Source organism: Kriegella aquimaris (assembly GCF_900103215.1).
In the GTDB taxonomy this organism is placed as follows: Bacteria; Bacteroidota; Bacteroidia; order Flavobacteriales; family Flavobacteriaceae; genus Kriegella; species Kriegella aquimaris.
Window position 1 is genome coordinate 586,536 of sequence record NZ_FNGV01000002.1, and the last position, 21,044, is coordinate 607,579.

The 21,044-nt window shown below is 39.2% G+C and carries 17 protein-coding genes; 7 read left to right on the forward strand and 10 right to left on the reverse strand.

Annotation, left to right across the window (positions count from 1 at the left end; all coding sequences use genetic code 11):
* Position 1 precedes the first annotated feature (1 nt).
* From lptC to BLS33_RS07610, 3 genes are all read left to right on the forward strand, one after another.
* Complete coding sequence (lptC, locus tag BLS33_RS07595; RefSeq protein WP_262495062.1) at positions 2–610, forward strand: LPS export ABC transporter periplasmic protein LptC; 609 nt, start codon at positions 2–4, stop codon at positions 608–610.
* Between the two features lie 198 nt (positions 611–808).
* Positions 809–2,098: a hemolysin family protein gene (locus tag BLS33_RS07605; RefSeq protein WP_089886934.1), complete on the forward strand. Its 1,290-nt coding sequence runs from the start codon at positions 809–811 to the stop codon at positions 2,096–2,098.
* Positions 2,099–2,258: 160 nt separating this feature from the next.
* A complete protein-coding gene (locus BLS33_RS07610; RefSeq protein ID WP_089886936.1) occupies positions 2,259–4,376 on the forward strand; it encodes a peptidylprolyl isomerase in 2,118 nt (705 codons plus the stop codon).
* Positions 4,377–4,413: 37 nt separating this feature from the next.
* On the opposite strand, the gene BLS33_RS07615 is transcribed toward BLS33_RS07610, so the two are convergent.
* Positions 4,414–5,361: a GYDIA family GHMP kinase gene (locus tag BLS33_RS07615; protein ID WP_089886939.1), complete on the reverse strand. Its 948-nt coding sequence runs from the start codon at positions 5,359–5,361 to the stop codon at positions 4,414–4,416.
* Complete coding sequence (locus BLS33_RS07620; protein WP_089887163.1) at positions 5,358–6,680, reverse strand: hydroxymethylglutaryl-CoA reductase, degradative; 1,323 nt, start codon at positions 6,678–6,680, stop codon at positions 5,358–5,360. The genes BLS33_RS07615 and BLS33_RS07620 overlap by 4 nt, the downstream gene beginning before the upstream one ends.
* A gap of 243 nt (positions 6,681–6,923) precedes the next feature.
* Between BLS33_RS07620 and BLS33_RS07625 the strand changes: the two genes are divergently transcribed.
* Both BLS33_RS07625 and BLS33_RS07630 read left to right on the forward strand, forming a co-directional pair.
* On the forward strand, positions 6,924–9,089 hold the full coding sequence (locus BLS33_RS07625; RefSeq protein ID WP_089886942.1) for a S9 family peptidase: 2,166 nt from the start codon (positions 6,924–6,926) through the stop codon (positions 9,087–9,089).
* A gap of 11 nt (positions 9,090–9,100) precedes the next feature.
* The gene (locus BLS33_RS07630) at positions 9,101–10,459 is read left to right on the forward strand and encodes a peptide MFS transporter (protein ID WP_089886945.1); all 1,359 of its coding nucleotides are present in this window, start codon (positions 9,101–9,103) and stop codon (positions 10,457–10,459) included.
* A gap of 28 nt (positions 10,460–10,487) precedes the next feature.
* Here BLS33_RS07630 and BLS33_RS07635 read toward each other — a convergent pair whose 3' ends face one another.
* The 5 genes from BLS33_RS07635 to surE all read right to left on the reverse strand — a co-directional run bounded on the left by BLS33_RS07635 (position 10,488) and on the right by surE (position 15,410).
* Positions 10,488–12,515 (reverse strand): ComEC/Rec2 family competence protein, encoded by a 2,028-nt coding sequence (locus tag BLS33_RS07635; protein WP_089886948.1) that lies wholly within the window; start codon positions 12,513–12,515, stop codon positions 10,488–10,490.
* A 28-nt stretch (positions 12,516–12,543) separates the two neighbouring features.
* Complete coding sequence (locus BLS33_RS07640; protein ID WP_089886950.1) at positions 12,544–13,095, reverse strand: C40 family peptidase; 552 nt, start codon at positions 13,093–13,095, stop codon at positions 12,544–12,546.
* Positions 13,096–13,128: 33 nt separating this feature from the next.
* Positions 13,129–14,241, reverse strand: coding sequence for a lipid-A-disaccharide synthase (gene lpxB / locus BLS33_RS07645; RefSeq protein ID WP_089886951.1), 1,113 nt, complete (start codon positions 14,239–14,241; stop codon positions 13,129–13,131).
* A 42-nt stretch (positions 14,242–14,283) separates the two neighbouring features.
* Entirely contained in the window at positions 14,284–14,568 is a 285-nt protein-coding gene (locus BLS33_RS07650) for a hypothetical protein (protein WP_089886953.1), read from the reverse strand.
* A gap of 68 nt (positions 14,569–14,636) precedes the next feature.
* Entirely contained in the window at positions 14,637–15,410 is a 774-nt protein-coding gene (surE, locus tag BLS33_RS07655; protein WP_089886955.1) for a 5'/3'-nucleotidase SurE, read from the reverse strand.
* 202 nt (positions 15,411–15,612) lie between these two features.
* On the opposite strand from surE, the gene BLS33_RS07660 reads away from it, so the two are divergent.
* Entirely contained in the window at positions 15,613–17,811 is a 2,199-nt protein-coding gene (locus BLS33_RS07660) for a carboxy terminal-processing peptidase (RefSeq protein ID WP_089887166.1), read from the forward strand.
* Between the two features lie 285 nt (positions 17,812–18,096).
* Positions 18,097–19,869 carry an SLC13 family permease gene (locus BLS33_RS07665; RefSeq protein WP_089886958.1) on the forward strand — a complete coding sequence of 591 codons (1,773 nt, stop codon included), beginning with the start codon at positions 18,097–18,099 and terminating at the stop codon, positions 19,867–19,869.
* A 14-nt stretch (positions 19,870–19,883) separates the two neighbouring features.
* Here the strand turns inward: BLS33_RS07665 and BLS33_RS07670 are convergent, their stop codons facing one another.
* From BLS33_RS07670 to BLS33_RS07680, 3 genes are all read right to left on the reverse strand, one after another.
* Entirely contained in the window at positions 19,884–20,405 is a 522-nt protein-coding gene (locus BLS33_RS07670; RefSeq protein ID WP_089886960.1) for a peptide-methionine (S)-S-oxide reductase, read from the reverse strand.
* Positions 20,406–20,413: 8 nt separating this feature from the next.
* On the reverse strand, positions 20,414–20,662 hold the full coding sequence (locus tag BLS33_RS07675) for a peptide methionine sulfoxide reductase (protein WP_089887169.1): 249 nt from the start codon (positions 20,660–20,662) through the stop codon (positions 20,414–20,416).
* A gap of 64 nt (positions 20,663–20,726) precedes the next feature.
* Positions 20,727–21,038, reverse strand: a complete 312-nt coding sequence (locus BLS33_RS07680; RefSeq protein WP_089886963.1) for a GNAT family N-acetyltransferase — start codon at positions 21,036–21,038, stop codon at positions 20,727–20,729.
* Positions 21,039–21,044: the final 6 nt, after the last annotated feature.

Genomic DNA, 21,044 nt, shown 5'->3' on the forward strand with positions numbered 1-21,044 from the left:
TGTGACACTATTTTCTGGAAATAAATTGAATTGCATTGCCGTTTTAATCTTAATGGCAATGCTTTTTTTTTCGTGTCAAGATAATTATAAAAGGGTGGGAGACGAAGCCCAGAAACAAATGTACCCCAGAGGTGTCGCACATAACTTTAGGTTGGTGCGTACCAAAGCACAAAAAGATCTAGATAGTGAAGATTCCGCATCTTCAAAGGTTATTGCGATTTTGACTAGTTCGGTGGGGGAAAACTATGAAAATCTTTCTTTTCCGCACATGACCTTTCCAGAAGGGCTTCAGGTTGACTTTTTTGACGATGAGAATCGTAAAAGTATCATAAGGGCTGATTATGGAATTGTATATTCCATATCAAATGTGATAGATTTGCAAGGGAATGTGATTATCGAATCACATGATGGCAAAAAGTTGGAAACCTCCCAGTTGTATTATGACCAAGACAACGAATGGATTTTTACCCAAGAAAAATTTAAATATACCAATCCTGAAGACGGTACCGTTATGGATGGAGAGGGTATGGATTTCTATAAAGACCTTAGCCTTTTAAAGGCGCACAAGACCAATGGTTTAATGATGATAAAAGAAGAAGCTGATGATTAAAATTTTGAAGTATACCGAATATCTATACTTGGGGGTAGCATTTTTCTCACTGTATCGAATTTACACCGATTGGAATACTGATCGTCAAAACGCCTATTTGTTTGTCTTTTTTGCAATAGTTTCTGTCGGGATGTTTCTTTTTCGAAGGAATTATCGGAAGAAATTTGAACAAAGAAAACAAGACAATCAACGGTAATCGTGGGAATTGCTATATTTATTATTGTAACTTGTTTACTGCTTTCCGCCTTTTTCTCGGGGATGGAGATCGCTTTTATCTCTGCCAATAAAATACATATCGAAATTGTAAAGAAGCAGGAAGGTTTTTTGGCCAAAGTGCTTGCACGCCTGACCAAAAAACCGTCTAAGTTTATTGCCACGATGCTAATTGGCAACAATATTGCTTTAGTGGTCTACGGGCTTTATATGGGTGAGCTGTTGATGGTGTGGTTCGAAGGAATGGTGCCATCGGCCTATGGGTTTATAAACGTAATGCTTACAGATTTTAGTCTTCTTTTTCAGACTTTGATCTCAACTTTAATAATATTGTTGACGGCTGAATTTTTACCCAAAGTACTATTTCAGGTATATGCGAACACCTTATTAAAGGTTTTTGCCTTACCCGCGTATCTTTTTTATATTTTGTTTTCGGTGATATCTGATTTTGTAATCAAGATTTCTGATTTTATTTTAAAAACAATTTTTAAGACGGATGGCGATGAAGTACAATTGGCCTTTAGTAAAATAGAATTGGGTGATTACATCACCGAGCAAATGGAAACTGTAGAGGAAGAAGATGTGGTAGATTCTGAAATACAGATTTTTCAAAACGCGTTAGAGTTCTCCGAAGTCAAGGCAAGGGAGGTAATGATACCGAGAACGGAAATCACCGCTGTCGAGCTTCACGAGACACCCAAGAATTTGGCAAAGATTTTTACACAAACGGGTTATTCCAAAATATTGGTCTATAAGAACACGATTGATAATATTATCGGTTATGTACATTCTTATGAGTTGTTTAAGAAACCAAAGACGATAAAAAGTATTCTCCTCCCAGTAGAATTTGTTCCTGAAACAATGCTAATTCACGGTATTCTCAACATTTTGACAAAAAAACGTAAAAGTATTGCCGTAGTATTGGATGAGTATGGTGGAACTTCCGGCTTAATGACTGTCGAAGATATTGTGGAAGAACTTTTTGGTGAAATTGAAGATGAACATGATTCTACCGATTTGCTCGAGGAGCAGATCGATGACACGCACTACAAATTTTCAGCGCGTCTCGAGGTTGATTATATCAATGAAAACTACAAGTTAGACTTGCCTGAAAATGATGAGTACGAGACGGTTGGAGGTTTAATCGTGAATGAAACGGGCGAAATACCTGAAAAAAATGCTGAGATAAAGGTAGGTCACTTTTTATTTACAATACTGGAAGTTTCCAACACGAAAATAGATTTGGTTGAGCTAGAAGTGCTTGAAAAAGATTAGTCTTCAACATTTCATGTCGGTCTGAGCGGCAGCTAATCAAACGCCCAAATGGGTAAGGCGATAAAAATCAGTGGCTTGTTTTTTATTCCTAAGACAAAAAATTTTAGATAGATGAAAGAAAAGTGGTAGTTTTGCCACCTGATTTTAAACATTCCATAAAATGGCTATTTTAGAGAAGATAAGAAAACGTACAACCGTTTTGATTTTAATCATTGGCTTGGCCTTGTTCGCATTTGTGATTTCAGGGGTTTTTACCAGCACTGGTTTTGGAGGAGAGAAAATAGGCTCTACGGTCGCCGAAATAAATGGAGATGAGATTTCCATTGACGAATTTAGGCAGAACCTTGAGATTGCCACAAGAAATGCTCCTCCATCAAGTTCGACTATGCAGACTGTTAATCAAGTATGGGAGCAACAGGTAAGAAGCAGCATATTGGAGCAGCAATTCGAAGATTTAGGGGTTGATATCGAGCAAGATCAGATTATTAACTTTTTAAGAACGAGCGGTTACGCCCAAAGTCCTGAATTTCAAAATCAAAGCGGCGTATTCGATGAAAACATGTTCAGAGATGCCGTTGCAAGCTGGAAAGCGACCAACCCACTTCGTTATGATAGTTGGTTGCAAACTGAAAAAGCCATAATTCAAATGGCCAAAGAGCAAACTTATTTCAACTTGGTCAAAGCCGGGGTTGGTGCTACTTTGAAAGAGGGTGAGATGGATTATAAGCTTGCGAATGATAAAATGGACATCAAATATGTGAGAATACCATTTACGTCTATACCTGATAGTTCTATTGTAGTGTCTAAAAGTGATATCTCGGCCTATATTCAAGCACATAAGGAAGATTTTAAACAAGAGAAGGCTAGAGATATTCAATTTGTCTATTTTGAAGAAAAGCCATCTGCTGAAGATGAGAAAGCCGTAGAGGATGAGATTGCCAAATTGATGGACGATACCATCGAGTACAATGCGCAAAATGATCAAAACGACACTCTAAGAGGTTTTAGAAACACAAAAAATATAACTGATTTTCTTGACAGAAACTCAGATGTGAAATTTGATACGATCTATAGGGCAAAAAAGGAGTTACCATCTAATTTTGCAGACACTTTGATGACCTTAAAAGTAGGGGAGCTTTTTGGCCCCTATCGCGATGGTGATTTCTTTAAAGTTTCTAAAATGGTCAACAGAAAACCAAATGGATCGGTAAAGGCAAGCCATATTCTTATTCAGTACGAGGGTGCCGAAAGGGCAAACCCTGATGTGAAGCGCACAAAAGAAGAAGCTGAAAAGAAGGCTAAAGAATTACTACGTGATGCAAAGAAAAAAGATGCTGTTTTCGTAGAATTGGCAAGAGATAATTCCGATGGTCCGTCAGCACCTAATGGTGGTGACCTTGGTTATTTTCAAGAAGGTAGAATGGTTCCTGAATTCAACGATTTCGCTTTTGAAAATTCTGTCGGTACCATTGGCATGGTAGAGACCGATTTCGGTTTTCACGTAATCAAAATCGATGATAAGGAAGATGTTGTTCAAATCGCTACTTTGGCAAGGGAAATTCAACCATCGGAAGAAACAAGCAATGGTTTGTTTACCGATGCCACTAAATTTGAAATGGAATCGACTTCTTCAGAAAAGTCATTCAGTGATTTAGCGAAGGAAAACAACTATGTGGTACGTCCCGTGAATAAGATAAAGGCAATGGATGAAAACCTACCAGGGCTAGGCGCACAACGCAGCATAGTTCAGTGGGCTTTTAAAGGGGATTCTGAAATTGGGGATATCAAACGTTTTGATATCAATGGAGGATATGCGGTTGTACAATTGACTGCAAAATATGAAGAAGGACTTATGTCTGCTGACGAAGCCTCTGCTACGGTTTTACCTAAAATTCGAAAAGAACGTAAGGCAGCTCAAATTTTGGAAGCTAACAAGGGAAAAACTATGGAAGACTTGGCAAAGGACAATAACGTTGCTGTTTCCACAGCCTCGGCCCTTGCAGTAAAGTCTCCTACAATTCCTGGTGCTGGTAGTGAGCCTAAAGTAGTAGGAAGGGCGTTTACGATGAAAGAAGGAGACACTTCAGGTCTAATAGAAGGAAATAGCGGTATTTTCATGATAACCCTAACAAAGAAGACCGAAGCTCCTAAACTGGATAACTATAGTACCTATGCCAATGCATTAAAAACAACTAATGCGGCCAGAGTAAATACTGAAGTTTATAACGCATTAAAAGAGCGTGCCGAAATAGAAGACAAAAGGGCCACCTTCTTTTAGCAGCTGTTTTCTACAGGTTTTAAAACTTGATAGTCAGCTACAAAATCATTTTTGAATAGGGTATGATAGTTTCATACCCTTTTTCTTTGAAATAAAGTGGAGTTTTCTTGTCCCCCGTTGCTAAAATAAAATCTCCTCCCCAGGCTCCAAGGCTTTTTACAGCACCTTCAAAATCGGAAAAATGACTTTCTTTAATCGTAGGTATTTGAAGTACTTCAGAAAGAATTGCCTCGTGCCCTTTAATTAAACTGTTGAATTGAACCAAGGTGTTACAAGTGGTGATGTCTTGAGTTATTCTTGATATTTTCTCCACCAATTCAGAGGTGTCGAATTTTTGTTTTCGGTATTGGGCGATGCCCTCTCGGCTATTTTGCTTCTTGTTCAAATGAACGAAATATAGCTGCTCTTTAAAGGGTGGGTCAAAATCGACCATTTTCACTTCCGGTCTTTTGCCCTTAGGTTCGATTAGATACTGAATTGGCCCGTTATGCTGTGCACATGCAATATCATACCCACTGCCGCCGAAAGTTCGTTGTAAGAGCGTTTGTGCATCGATTTGTGCCCATTGTGCGACGTTGTTGATAAGCGTAGATGACGATCCGAGGCCCCAGTTTCTGGGAAAGTCTAATTTTGTCTCAACGGAATACCCTTGCTTCCCTAAAAGAAACTCAGGGTTCAATTTTCGGGCCTCTGTCAATATTTTAATAAGCATTTCGGCGATGGCTACAGTTTCCCGTTCTTTTAGACCTTTGGTTTTTGTAGCGATAGATTGTTGTTTCACGATAGGATGTAGCTCAAAAACCGATTCGAACCAAGTTGACCCTTTATCGTCTTTGCTTCTCCATTGAAGTTCAGGGTACGCGTGTGCTGAGATTTTAAGCGATTGCCCATAGCGACTGGGCAGGGCTAAACTCAATGCGCCATCGAGAACCGCATACTCGCCGGTTAATAGAAGTTTTCCGTTGCTATAGAATTGCTGGTTCATTGTTCTTTTCTAAGCTTCTCAAAAGCTTCCACAACAGCACTGTGTGTGACCGTATTTTTTTTGAAATACTGTTTCAGTACCTGTTTCTCCTCGTTGGTTGCACCCAATTGATTGAGAATATTCATAAGGTGCATTTTCATATGACCTTCTTGGATTCCTGTGGTCACCAATGAACTTAAAGCTGCAAAATTCTGTGCTAGTCCGGCTACGGCTACTATTTGCATCAATTCTTTTGCCGAGGGTTTATGTAATATTTCTAAAGCCAGTTTGACCATTGGATGCAAACTTGTTAACCCTCCTACTGTGCCTAGTGCCAAGGGTACCTCAATCCAGAATTTAAAAATATCATTCTCGATATTTGCATGTGAAAGGCTGGTATATAATCCATCTTTGCTTGCATATGCATGAACCCCTGCTTCAATGGCCCTAAAATCATTCCCAGTGGCCAATACCACGGCATCGATGCCGTTCATGATTCCCTTGTTATGTGTGACGGCTCTAAATGGCTCGATTTGGGCAATATTCACGGCCCTGACCATTTTGTCGGCAAACTCTCTCGCTGGTATCGAAGCATTTGCCGTTAGTCTATGTATAGGGCAACTGACCTCTGCGCGTACCAAACAATTGGGTACGTAATTCGAAAGTATGCTCATCACAATTTCGATATCTTTTTCCGTTTCGGTAAATACGGCAAATATTTGTGCTTCCTTTTTAAAGGTCTTGGCAAATTGTTCTAGGCATGAATTTATAAAATTAGCGCCCATAGCATCCAATGTTTCAAATGTACAATGGAGCTGAAAGTAGTTTTTGAGTTGGTTGCTTTTATCGCGGAGGGTTATCTCTTTGATGCCCCCACCACGTTTCTCCATGTTTTTTGTGATATGGGCCGCATCTGAAATAAGTTTTGATTTCACCGATTTGAAAAAAGCAATCAGTTTCTCAGTATCTCCGACGTACATGAAATGCACTTGACCAATTTTTTGCGTGCCTAGCACTTTGGTTTTAAATCCCCCCCGATCCAACCAAAATTTAGCCGCTTTACTGGCTGCCGCAACTACCGAACTTTCTTCTATGGCCATGGGAATGGCATACAATTTGTCGTTAATCAAGAAGTTTGGGGCAATACCTAATGGGAGATAGAAATTGGTAATTGTGTTCTCAATGAATTCGTCGTGCAGTTTTTGAAGCTTGTTTTCGGAGTTCCAATAGCGTTTTAAAATGGACTTGGTCGTTTTGGAATTATCTGTGTAATGCTCAGCGATCCACTCTATTTTTTCGTTCTTGGTCAGTTTGGAAAATCCTTCAATAGGAGAAGTCATAAGGTTGGTAGTTACTATGACAAAGATACGCATTATGACGAAAATGCGGGCGACCGTTTACCACTCTTAAAATTGTGCTTTTTATGTCGTGACCCGCTTTTTTAAGAAGAATAATTAGTAAAATTGACAAAATGAACCGATTTTTGAGGATTTTTGAAGGCTCTTTGGAGTGTTTAGATAAAATGGACGGCTAATACGCAATGTGATAACTATCAGATTTGCTAGCTGTGAAAATTTATTTTGATGAAAAATTTTTATGTTCTTTTGATTTTTTCCCTTGGTTTTTTTGCAACGATAAATGCGCAAGGGAAACAGATTTCAGTAGAAAAAATTTATGCAGGGGAATTTGATACCGAAGGCTTGCCACTACTGCAATCGATGAAAAATGGTAAGCAATACACCATTCTCAATTTAGACAGGTCTAATGGCAGCAGTCGTCTCGACAAGTATGACTATACTACTTTAGAGAAGGTCGAAACCATTGTTTCTTCAAGCGATTTGGAGTCGATACAAAATTTTTCTTCCTATTCCTTTAGTGAAGATGAATCAAAAATTCTTTTGGCTACCCAAGTAGAACCGATTTTTAGACGTTCAACATTGGGTATTTTTTTTGTTTATGACATTGAATCTAAAAGCTTGACCAAGGTTTCAGATGCCAAAATTCAAGAACCTTTACTATCGCCAGATGGTAGGCAAGTTGCCTATGTATCGAGCAACAATCTTTACATTTTCGATATAACCTCAAAAAAAACAAGGCAAATTACAGATGACGGCGTCAAAAACAAAATCATCAATGGGGTGACCGACTGGGTCTACGAAGAAGAGTTTGCTTTTGTGCGTGCCTTTGCATGGAATTCGAATGGAACTAAAATAGCGTTCTTACGTTTTGATGAGACCGATGTGCCTGAGTTTTCGATGGATGTGTATGGAGCGGAACTCTACCCAAGGCCTTATGTGTTTAAATATCCTAAAGCTGGAGAAAACAATGCCATAGTGACCTTACATATTTTCGATGTTCAAGATGGGCAAATTTCAAAAGTTGATTTAGGAGACGCCTACTATATTCCACGTATCAAATGGATGCACAACTCGAACTATTTGAGCGTACAGACTATCAATCGCCATCAAGACCATTTGATGCTTCATGCGGTTAATGCCACGGACAACTCCGTTTCATTGTTGCTTGAAGAAAGAGACAAGGCCTATGTTGATGTTACCGATAATTTGACTTTCTTAGCTGATGATAGTTTCATATGGACCAGCGAAAAAGATGGAAATAATCATATTTACCTGTATAATGAAGAGGGCCAATTGATGAATCAGATAACAAAAGGTCAATGGGAAGTCACCAATTATTATGGATACGATCAAAATGAAGATAGGGTTTATTATCAATCAACTGAAAATGGCTCGATTAATAGAGGTGTTTATAGTATATCAAGCGGTGGCAAGAATAAAGAGGCGCTAGCTGCCGACAAAGGGACAAATACAGCTGATTTCAGCGCAGATTTTACTTATTTCGTCAATACGTATTCCAATGCTGCAACACCGCCGGTTTACACGTTGCATTTGGCCTTGACCGGTAAGAAACTAAAGAGTATCAAAGACAATGCTGCGTTAAAGCAGAAGTTAAGTGGTTATGATATCAGTTTTAAGGAGTTTTCTACCTTGAAGGTAAATGGTAATGATCTAAATATGTATATGATCAAACCTAAAGATTTTGATTCTTCAAAAAAATATCCGTTGTTCATGACCCAATATAGTGGTCCGGGCTCGCAGAGTGTTGCAAACCGCTGGATGGCTTCTAATGACTACTGGCACGAAATGTTGGCACAGCAGGGCTATATTATAGCATGCGTTGATGGAAGAGGTACTGGTTTCAAAGGCAGCGATTTTAAGAAAATTACCCAGAAAGAACTTGGCAAATACGAAGTTGAAGATCAGATTACTGCCGCTAAGAAGTTAAGTGAACTTCCATATATCGATGCTAAACGAACTGGAATTTGGGGTTGGAGTTATGGGGGTTTTATGTCTACCAATTGTATTTTAAAAGGTAATGATGTTTTTGAGACCGCGATTGCCGTGGCGCCGGTAACCTCATGGCGCTTTTATGATTCAATCTATACGGAACGTTACATGCAAACACCGCAAGAAAATGCTAGTGGTTACGATGATAATTCGCCATTCAATTATCCTGAACTCTTAAAAGGTGATTATCTTTTGATCCATGGGTCGGGCGATGATAATGTACATGTGCAAAACAGTATGCGCATGATAGAAGCATTGGTGCAAGCCAACAAACAATTCGATTGGGCAATTTATCCCGATAAAAATCACAGCATTTATGGTGGTAATACGCGTGTTCACCTCTATAATATGATGACTAATTTCATTAAGGATAACTTATAATTTAATTATTTATGGCGGATACGATTCAACCTATAAAACGAAAAGAACTTTTTGGACATCCTGTAGGACTGTATGTTTTATTTTTTACCGAAATGTGGGAGCGTTTTTCTTACTACGGGATGCGGGCCATTTTGGTATTGTATCTGGTAACTGCGACTACGGAGAGTAACCCTGGCTTGGGATGGACAAATTTGGAAGCACTTAAACTTTATGGGTGGTATACGATGTTGGTATATGTAGCCTCCATTCCAGGAGGCATCATTGCGGATCGAGTGCTGGGCCAAAAAAAAGCAGTGATAGTCGGTGCTATACTATTGGTTATAGGGCATAGTATTTTAGCCATTGAGGAATTATGGGCATTTTACACGGGACTTGGCTTTATAATTTCAGGGGTAGGAATGTTAAAGCCAAATATATCTACAATGGTAGGTGGCCTATATCCTAAAGGTGATATTCGAAGGGATAAAGGCTTTACCATTTTTTATATTGGGATCAATATCGGCGCTTTTCTCTCTAGTTTGATTGTTGGTTATGTGGGTGAGGTCTATGGTTGGCATTATGGTTTTGGCCTTGCCGGTATATGTATGCTTCTAGGTCTTGTTCAGTTTTTGTACGGCCAAAAACATTTACAAGGTGTTGGAGACTACTTAGGGAAATCTGAAAATGAAGAAGATCGAGAGTCGTTAAAGAGACCGCTTACGAAAATAGAAAAAGATCGGGTCATCGTATTGATCCTTTCTTTTCTCATGGTCATCGTTTTCTTTGGAGCCTTCGAACAGGCCGGAGGGCTTATGAATATTTTTGCCAAGGATAATACGAATAGGATGTTAATGGGGTGGGAGGTTCCCGCTTCGTGGTTTCAATCGGTTAATGCGTTTTTCATAATAACCTTAGGAGCCGTAGTCGCAAATTTCTGGGCTAACCGGAAACTGAAAGGTAAAGAGGCTTCTTCTCTTTTTAAGATGATTATGGGACTTATGATTATGGGTATAGGATTCTTGTTTATGACCGCAGCTACGGCTCAATTTCATGAATCTGGTTCTGCAGCTATGTATTGGTTGATTTTGGCTTATCTGTTTCATACTGTCGGGGAGCTCAGTCTATCACCGGTGTCACTTTCTTTTGTGACCAAGTTGGCGCCTGCCAAATACGCATCCTTAATGATGGGGCTTTATTTTGCAACCACTGGCTTAGGTAATAAAGTGGCTGGATTATTAGGTGAATCTGCTTCCCAGTTCGGGGAATACAAGGTATTTACGGGAATCGCCTTATTTTGTATTCTTTTTGGATTGTTGATTTGGGTATTCCTTAAAAAATTAAAGGCGTTGACTCATGGCGCTGAAGATGATGAACGCAAAATAGCAAACTAGGTCCGAAGGCACCGAAAAGTCTAATTTATCATGGTTTTTCTTTAAAATAATAAGCTCCTTTTTCACCTGTATAGTGAAAAGGGAGTTTTCTTTTATCACAAGTTTCCGACCACCGCATAATATAACTTTTGTAATTGCTACCGTCGGCAATGATAAATCGGGGTTGCAACGAATCGATTAATCGGTTTAAATTTAATTTAGGTGATTGGGTCAACCACACATAATCAGGGCGGAACTCTTTTGGGGCATGAAGGCCTAAACTGTCGATTACAAGTATCTGGCTGTTTTGCCACTCATAGCTATTTTTTAAAGGGCTGTACTTGATTGACGCTATATGCTCACCAATTTGATAATTTGTGGCCATTGGCTTAATTCTATTGGTGTCTTGGGCCATGACAAAGAGCTGACTCCCCTTTTGATGTATTAAAACGGAGTTCCTTGTTTGATGGCCTACAAAAAGAACCTCCTTTTTCTGGGTTTGATAGCTGATGTAAAACAACCAAGCCTGAAAAGCAATAATGCTTAGCCCTAAGCCCATCATTCGCTTGAATGTAGGCGTGATAAGACACCATACCAAACTTATCAAGACACAATAAGCTACTATCATTTGTACACCATCAAAGGAAATATTCTTAAAAAGAAATGCTTCCTGTTGTGCCACCCATGCTATGATGGCATTCATCCAAAAAATTAGCGTATCGTAAATAGTAACCAAAAAATCGGGAAGAAGGTCTAATAATGCCAAGACGATGACTAAAATGCCCATCCCTAGAATTAATCCTAAAGCGGGCACTATCAAAAGGTTTGAAATAAAGAACAGTCCGGGAAATTGATGAAAATAAAAAAGACTTATAGGTACGACCCCTACCTGAGCAGCTAGGCTTACGGCAAGTAGTTGCCATATTTTTCGAAGAATGCCATTTTTGGGAGACCATAATTTTTGGAACAGGGGATATATCCACACAATCGAAAACACGGCAGCATAGCTCATTTGGAAACCTACTTGGAACAGCAGGTTCGGGTTTACAACCAATAGGATGGCGAACATCGATAGTGCCAAAATATTAAACGTGTTACTGGGTCTGTTTAAATACAACGCATAAGCCACAAAAGAAAACATGGTGACAGCTCTTGTGACCGAAGCTGATAACCCCGCCAAAAAGGCGAAGGCCCAAAGTAGTATAAGAATAATGGCGAGCTTTAGGGTTCTACCATGTGGTAATAGCTCTAATGGACGTAACAGAAATTGCAGTAAGAGTAATATAATGCCTATATGCAGACCTGAAACGGCTAAGATATGAACGGCACCCGCATCTTTATAGTTCGTATAAGTAGCTTCTGAAAGGTCGTTTCGTTGCCCTAATAAAAGCGCTTGAATAATCGCCAGTTCGTCGGCTCCAAAATGAGCCTTTTCTAGTTTGGCTATTATAAGGTTTCTAAGCTTGGCCGCCAGACCGTGCAGGGTTGTTGATCTCGTTTTGGTTATGGCAAACTCGTTGTTTTTTAGCTGTAGTTGATGGTAGATGCCCAAGTCTTCCAAATATTGTCTGTAGTCGAACTGATGTGGATTCATTGGAGGGGATATGGTATCAAGAATACCATAGGTCAAAATTTCGTTGTCGACATCAAGTGATTGGGTAGCACTGTCAGTTAAAATTGAAACGACGATTCTTCCTGAGACTTGAAGGCTATCCATACGTTTGACATCGACTACATAACGATTTGAAAATGGGGTTGGTTTTAGAATTTCCCGAACTTTTAGAAGCCAAAGCTCTTTTTGATACGTGTTAAAGTGGGAATAATGATTTGGTTGATTTTTAGGCATTGACAATGAAACCGCAAGCATACCCATAAACACTGTGGTTAGTGCGACCACTATGGGATAGGCAAGGGAGCCTCTTGGCTTCTTACGAATAAAAAGAAGGGCTAGGGTGATAATGCCCAAAAGTGTAGCAACGAACATAGTCGTGCTTTCAACGTTCAGGTAATGGCCAATTAAAATGCCAATTACCAAAAACAAGGTCAGCTGTATGGGAATAAATCTAAGGAGCCGCATGAGCGCCAGTTTAATATGGAACAGAAAGTTACAGGATTCGGGTGGCTTTCACAAAAGCATAGTTCCAATATCCTTCGTGTAATGATGACACGATAACGCCTCGAGAGGTGGTGGAGTGAATAAACTTGATGTCATCTCCGTCAATAGCCACTACCATGCCAACATGGTTGATTCTTTTGGATGCCTTTCCAGTTTTGAAAAAAAGAAGATCACCCTTTACAATATTCTTTAATCTTATGGGGTTGCCTTGCTCTGCCATCTGATAAGAGACCCTTGGCAAGTTAATGTCGTGTTCTCCAAAGGAGATGTAGAGCAGTCCTGAACAGTCCATTCCTTTTGTGGTAGTGCCGCCATATTTATAGCGAACGCCTGAAAAGGTTAATGCCGTGTTGATGATGTTTTCTGCTTTTGATTTTGGTCGCCTCGTTTCTTTTTCGGCCCGTTCTTCCCTTGGTGCAGAAATTCTAGGCGATGCCGCTACGGAGACTTTTCGTTCTTGTGAATGGGCCGCTTTCTTCTTAGTGGCACCGCAGCTGGCCACGATAAGTAAGAGTAATAAATAACCAATGTTGCGAATCATTCGACACTATAGTTTAAGGCGGCAATCTCAAAATTAAACATTTTGGACAATAAGATTGGCGGCTTTTTTGCTGGCTCCCGTACCACCTAATTTTTTTTCCAATTGAAAATAAGCTTCAATCTGCAATGCACGCGATGGGCCTTCGATTATTTTAGAGAGCTCAAATTTCAGGTTTTTGGTATTCAGATCATCTTGTATCAACTCTTTGACTACTTCTTTTTCCATAATCAGGTTCACCAACGATATATAATCTAAAGTAACGATCCGTTTTGCAATTTGGTATGAGAGCCAATTGGCTTTATAACATACCACCTGTGGAATCTTGAATAACGCCGTCTCCAATGTAGCAGTGCCGCTTGTGACCAATGCGGCATGTGAATGGCTCAATAGGTCATAGGTCTTGTTCGATACGAAACTAACATTGGGGTTGTTTAAAAAAGGAGCGTAAAAATCATTGTCTAAACTAGGAGCGCCTGCGATAACAAAATTATAATTTTGAAAATCATCGACTACCGATAACATAATACGTAACATTTTTTGCACCTCCTGTTTTCTGCTTCCGGGCAATAAGGCTATAATCGGCTTTTTTTCGTCCAGGTTATTTTCTCTTCGAAAGGTTGTTTCAGTGGTTTTTTTACGACTTTCTATGGCATCGATCAAAGGATGACCTACAAAATGTACGGGAAACCCATGTTTTTGCTCATAAAATTCTTTTTCAAAGGGAAGAATGACATACATGGCATCGATATCCCTTTTAATCTTTTCAATACGGCTTTCGCGAGAAGCCCAAATTTGGGGAGAGATATAATAATTGGTCTTATAGCTTTTTTCTTTTGCCCACTTGGCAATTCGCAAGTTGAACCCTGAAAAATCGATAAAAATAATGACGTCGGGCTTAAATTGCTGTATGTCTTTTTTGCAGAATGTAATATTCTTGGCAATGGTGTTCAAATTCAAGATTACTTCAAAAAAGCCCATAAAGGCCATTTCTTTATAGTGTTTTGCCAAAGTGCCACCTGCCTGCTGCATAAGGTCGCCGCCCCAACAGCGTATGGTAGCTTTTGGGTCTTCGACCTTTAGCGCTTTGATAAGGTTCGATCCGTGAAGATCGCCAGATGCTTCCCCCGCTATGATGTAGTATTTCATAATAGATTCAAATTCGATACATCTGCAAACTGTTGATGGTAGTTAAAAAACTTTATAGTAAAGAATGATTAGCGCTGTCAAAATAGTGGCAATCAAAACACCTTTGGCCCTTTGATCTCTTCGCAGTCTCAAAAATCCGAAAAAGACAATCAGGTTCAATATGGCGCCTAATGCCAATAAACTACCTACATGACCTTGTTGTATTGCCGCTTCGAAGGTTTCGGTTATCCCAAATTCTGAAAACAAAAGAATGTATATCAATGTGCCCAAGACATTAGCGATGACGCCAACGACAAATCCTATAAAAAGCTCCTTTTTCTGATTCATTTTTTAATTTAAGTTTAGGCTTTCTTAAAAAGAAGGCATGAATATACTGATCAAAATCGAATCTTATATTAAAAATCCCAAGAATTCAACTGCTGTATGGCATGATGGGCGGTAAGGTCGAACTGGGTTGGTACAACCGATATATAGCCATTAGCCAAAGCCCATTCGTCAGTATCTTCTCCTTTGTCCAGAAGTTCAAATTCTCCTGTTAGCCAATAGTAATCTTTACCCATCGGATTGGTTCGCTTATCAAACTTTTCCTTCCAGTTTGCACGGGCCTGTCGGCATATTTTTATTCCTTTTAAATCTTTCTTTCCCAGGTTCGGAATATTCACATTGAGCACAACTCCTCTAGGAATGCCATTTACCAGTGCTTCATTAACTATTTTCTTTATTGCCGTTTCTGCCGGTTGGAAATCTGCTTCCCATGAATAATCGCACAGAGAAAAACCAATGGCGGGTATGCCTTCGATTCCTGCTTCGATAGCGGCACTCATAGTGCCAGAGTATATGACATTGATAGACGAATTCGAACCATGGTTTATACCACTGACACTGATATCGGGCCGCCGTCCTAAAATTTCTTGTAAGGCCAGTTTTACACAATCTGCAGGAGTGCCACTACAGCTGTATTCTTCTGTAGCTCCATGTTCTTTATCTACCGTAATTTTAGCTGAAAACAGTGTGTTGTCTAGGGTTATGGCATGCCCTTTGCCCGATTGTGGACTGTCGGGTGCGACCACTACGACCTCTCCAATGGTTTTCATATACTTTATTAAGGCCCGAAGTCCCGGTGCCGTAATTCCGTCATCATTGGTGACTAAAATTAAAGGTTTGCCCATTGAAATACTTTATGGCGCAAAAGTACGTTTTAAAAAAGATATGTTCCTCAAGTTCGGCTTTAACATTAAATTAATGTCCTGTGTTAAAGGAGTGGCATGGTTTTTTCAGTAACTTAGGGAATTCGTTATATTATAGGAATTGAACAGGCGATTTATGGCCCAGCGGCATTTATTAATCGCAAAACTTTTAATGATAGATTATATGAGAAGGAATTTTGCTTACCCCTTATTACTTATACTTGTAGCCGTAGCCTCTTGTAGCTTTACCAATAAGTCCTTTGACAATGATGATAAGGATAAACTTCTGTTGGATTTGATTACCTACGTGCTCGAGAAAGGACATTATGAGCCAAAAGAAATCAATGACGATTTTTCTGTCAGTATATTCCAAGATTTTATAGACATTATCGATCCTACTAAGCGCTATTTTCTTGAATCCGATATCCAAGAATTTGAGCAGTATAAATTTCAGATTGATGATCAAATAAAGAACACCGACATAACGTTCTTCAATATCGTTTATGATCGCTTGATGAAGCGTATGGAAGAAGCGAAAGATATTTATAAAGAGGTGCTTTCAACACCTTTTGATTATAATGTCAATGAAACCATCAATATAGAATATGACGAAGTACCCTTTGCTGCATCGAAGGCCGATTTAAAAGAGCGATGGAGAAAGCAGTTGAAATATGCTACTATGGCTACATATGACGGGAAATTATCTCGTTCGGCGGCCAAACCTGCAAAGGAAAAGTTAGTTGTTGATGTCGATGGCAAAATTGTTGAGGTCGAAAGCGATACGTTTAAAGAGACCGAAGAGACATCTGATAAGCCTATGTCTCCGAAAGAGGCTGAAATTGCCTCACGTGAATCGACACGAAAGACCTTGGATGAGTTTTTCGATTTTGTAAAAGATTTAGAGCGTAAAGATTGGTTTGTGCAGTATATCAATACCATTGTTGATGAATTCGATCCCCATACCTATTATTTTGCCCCTGATGATAAAGATAAGTTCGACATGAGCATGTCGGGCAAATTTGAAGGAATTGGTGCTCGATTGCAAAAGAAACCGGAAGGCGCTAAAATTGTAGAGATTATTTCTGGTGGCCCCGTATGGCGCGACCAACGCTTAGAAGTAGGTGATGAAATTACTAAAGTAGGGCAGAACGGAGAAGAACCTATCAATATTGTAGGTATGCGTTTAGAAGATGCCATTAAACTCATAAAGGGACCTGAGGGTACGGTCGTTGATTTAACGGTGCGTAAGGTCGATGGGTCAATAGAGGTGATTTCTTTAACAAGAGATGTTGTTGAATTGGAAGAATCATATGCCAAATCGGCGAATGTCATCAAAGAAGATCAGAAATTCGGGTTGATTAATCTGCCCAAATTCTACGTTGACTTTGACGATTACAGCAAGCGCAATGCAGCTTCAGATGTGGCAAAAGAAGTAGAACGCCTTAAAGAAGAAGGTGCCGAGGGACTTATATTGGATTTACGCGATAATGGAGGTGGTTCATTGAAGACCGTAGTCGAAATGGCAGGACTTTTTATAAAAGATGGTCCAATTGTTCAGGTACGTTCAAATGGCAAACGCAAAGATGTATATGATGATAAAGATGAGCGTATTCAGTGGGACGGCCCATTGGTTATTTTGGTAAACGAACTTTCGGCCTCTGCATCTGAGATTTTGGCAGCAGCGATGCAAGATTATAAAAGAGCGGTAGTTATCGGAAGCAAGCAAACTTTTGGAAAAGGTACTGTTCAAAATGTGATTCCTTTGGATAATCTTGTGAATGCCAATGATCATGGTGATTTAGGTGCTATAAAATTAACCACCCAAAAATTTTATAGAATTAATGGTGGTTCTACCCAATTGGAAGGTGTGAAAAGTGATGTTGTGGTTCCTGACAAATACAGTTATATCGATTTAGGAGAGCGCGATCAGCACAACCCTTTAAAGTGGGATAAAATAACACCTGCTGATTATAAGCCGTGGGATGGGTATATTGACTATGAGCAGACCATCGCAAACAGTAAAAAACGTATGGCGGCCAATCCACAATTTAAATTGATAGAAGAGAATGCCAAATGGATCAAGCTTAAACAAGATGAAACTGAAATTTCACTGAACTATAAGGTCTATAAAGCTGAAGATAAAAAGGATCGTACCAAATCGGATTATTTCAAAAAGCTTTCCGATTACGATTCAAAATTAAACTTTACTTCCTTGAAATATGAAAAGGAACTTTTTACGCAAGATTCTGTCTTACGTGAGAAAAGAGATCGTTGGCACCAAAATTTAGCCAAAGATGTTTATGTTGAAGAGGCAGTCAATGTGCTGCAAGACTTGAAGATGAACAATATCAAAAACGGTAAATTAGTGAGTGTAAAAGGATAGATTGAACACTTTTTAGAAATCTTGGCCCCGGCATATTTGCCGGGGCTTTTTTTTTGGAAAAAATTAAGCAGTGTGCATGAAAATGGACCGCTGCGTAATGTATGCCAAAGCGAATCTGATAGCCCGGATGGTATAGTCAGGCTGGTATATTATTCTTTTGATTGGTATTATACGTGATTTTAAATCAGGTATTATATGTCTTATTATACTTACATTCTATTATATTTAGGTAAAATTTAATTCAGGTTTCAAATTGATGGAACCTGTTCCTAAATAGGGCACTTTATGAGTATCAATTTGATTCTGACCTTCTGTATTATTGGGGTAGGGGTGTTTTTATTTGTAAAAGACTACTTTTCAATTGATACGACCTCTATTCTGATTATGGCTCTTTTTATAGTGGCCGGTGTGCTTAATCCTGAGGAAGGTTTTTCTGGTTTTAACCATCCGGCGACCCTAACCTTGGGGTGTATATTTGTCGTTAGCGGAGGCGTATTCAGCTCAGGAATTTTGGATGGATTGAGCCATAAAATCATAAAATTGGCGAAAATAAACTACCTCATTGCCCTAATTGTATTTTGTGGTATTTCAGGAATCTTTTCTGCCTTTATAAACGACACGGCGGTAGTAGCATTGTTGTTGCCCATAGCCTTAACTGTTTGTAGGGAAACCAATATAAGTCCAGGAAAATTATTGATGCCTATTTCCTTTGCCGCGCTTTTTGGTGGAACCTGTACTCTTATAGGAACGTCGACGAACATTTTGGTTAGTAGTTATGCCAAAAAATATGGATTCGAGGAATTTGGAATGTTCGAATTCACGGGCGCCGCCTTCTGCCTATTGCTTATCGGATTTGCCTATATTTTTGTGGTCGGACCGTTTTTACTTCCTAAGGGTAAAAATAATATGGAGCTCACCAAGAAGGCGGAAGAATATATTACCGAACTGGCCATTGAAGAGAATTCTTCCGACTGCAATAAGCGGGTAATTGACTCAAAATTGGTTAAGGATCACGGGGTTCGTATTCTTACCATTTTGAGGAATGGAAATTTAATGCATTCCGTAGGTCCAGATACATTAATGCTAAAAGATGATATTCTAAAAGTAATGGTGCCCCCAATTACTTTTAATAGGCTTTTAGATTTGCAGGGATATAAAATTAAGGGTGATAAGCGAATGAAGATTGGCCAAGGCCAAGATGTCGATTATCAACTCTATGAAGTGATTATTCCGTTTGGTTCAGGTTTGGCACAAAATTCATTAAAATCATTGAAGTTTAGTCAGAATTATGGGGTGTCAGTATTAGCTATACGGCATCGCAACGAAATTATTTTTGATAAACTTGCGAAAGTAGCACTTAAAGAAGGCGACATGCTATTAGTGTTGGGTAAAAAAGAACAGGTCGATCGTTTAGAAACTGAAAAACTCTTGATCACTCTTTCGGCGTATGCCCAAAAAAAGACCAATTACCGAAAGGCGATTCCAGCAATTTTAATTGCTATAGGAGTAGTTTTAGTGGCAGCTCTTAATATAACCACAATCTTAATTAGTGCAATGGTAGGAGCCTTGCTAATGGTGTTGACTGGAACTCTGAAGCCTGCCGAGGCTTATAATGCGGTGGAATGGAAGGTTATATTTATGATGGCTGGTGTACTTTCTATGGGAGCTGCCCTGGAGAAAACGGGGGGGGCGAAGCTAATTGCCCAATTTATAGAGTCTACCATTGGTGATTATGATGCTCGTATTACCTTAAGCTTAATATATCTGATTACATTTATTTCTACGAATCTTATTTCAAGCAAGGCCACCGCAGCACTTATGACCCCCGTGGTCATTGGTTTGGCTTCGGCCATGGAAATCAGTGAACGGCCCTTTTTGGTGGCTGTTATGTTTGCTTGTTCTTTGACCTTTATGACGCCTATGAGCTATCCGACCAATACAATGGTATATGCGCCAGGAAATTATAAGTTCAATGATTTCTTGAAATTTGGCACACCATTGAATATTATTAGTTGGATAGCGGCTTCCTTTATTATTCCATATTTTTTCCCATTTTAGAAATGGCTAATTCTCTAAGGCTTCACAGCTCCTCCTAATTTTTTGACATCGACATGTTTCATGAATTGAGACAATAATAGGCGCAGTTTAGGGGTGATGTGATTTTTGCAAAAGGGTTTATTGGGGTTTTTTATATAATAATTGATATATCGTTGGTCAGAAGATTTGAATTCAAAAAAAGGATAGACCTGGGTTATCAATCGTTGGTCAAATTCGTGTTGTAATTCTGAAAGGCTTTGTTTTGCTTCAATGGCCTGTTTCTTTGAGAGCGTGTATATCGCAGACCGATATTTGTTGAGCATTGCATGATTTGATGTACTGTTGTGAGTGTACAAATGAATTTCAATCAAGACTTTCTGGGAAATCAAGTTGGCATTAAAATGAACAATTATAGCTTCGGAGAAGGTGTGGTTTTTTTCGGTGGATGCTACAAAACCTTGTTCAACCTTTTGAACTCCTTTCAGTGATTGAAAAACCGCTTCTGTGCACCAGTGGCATCCTCCGCCGAATGCTATTTTATTGAGTGAATCAGACACTTCGTGTATTACGTCAGAAGTTTGTAATTGTTTAAAAAATCAACAACCTTTTCTACAGGCATCTCACAAGGCTTTAACTTCTCCGAAGTGTGTGTCACATAATAATTGAGACTAATAAAATTTTTACCGCCCAACTCTTCGGCATAAACCTTATGACTACGTCCATCGTTGAAATCAGTACGCGTTACACCATATCTTTTCGTTTGGTAGACTACTTCGGAATATCCTGAGGGTAAGGCCTTTATTCGCTTCAACATTGGAGAAAGATAATTATTTTTTAATTTAGAAGGGGTGATATTTTTTTGCCAAAACAAATTATAATCAGTTATAATCTATAATGGAATTCCATTTTTTGCTTCTTTTGGCTACCGCCTTAATATAGGAACAAACGGCCACCGCCGAATAACCTTCCTCAGTCAATTTTTCGAAGGTTTTTTCAACTAATTCTTTACCAATGCCCTGCCCTCTTAATTGATAGGGTACTTCAGAATACACTAAGAACATTTTTCCATTGCGCAAGGAATACTCGACCTTGGCAGTTTGGCCATCTATTTCCATTGAAAACCGATTGTTTTCTTTGTCGTGTTTTATTTCAGGGCCCGAAGTTTCGGCTGCTTTGTTTCTTTGTTTCATGTCATT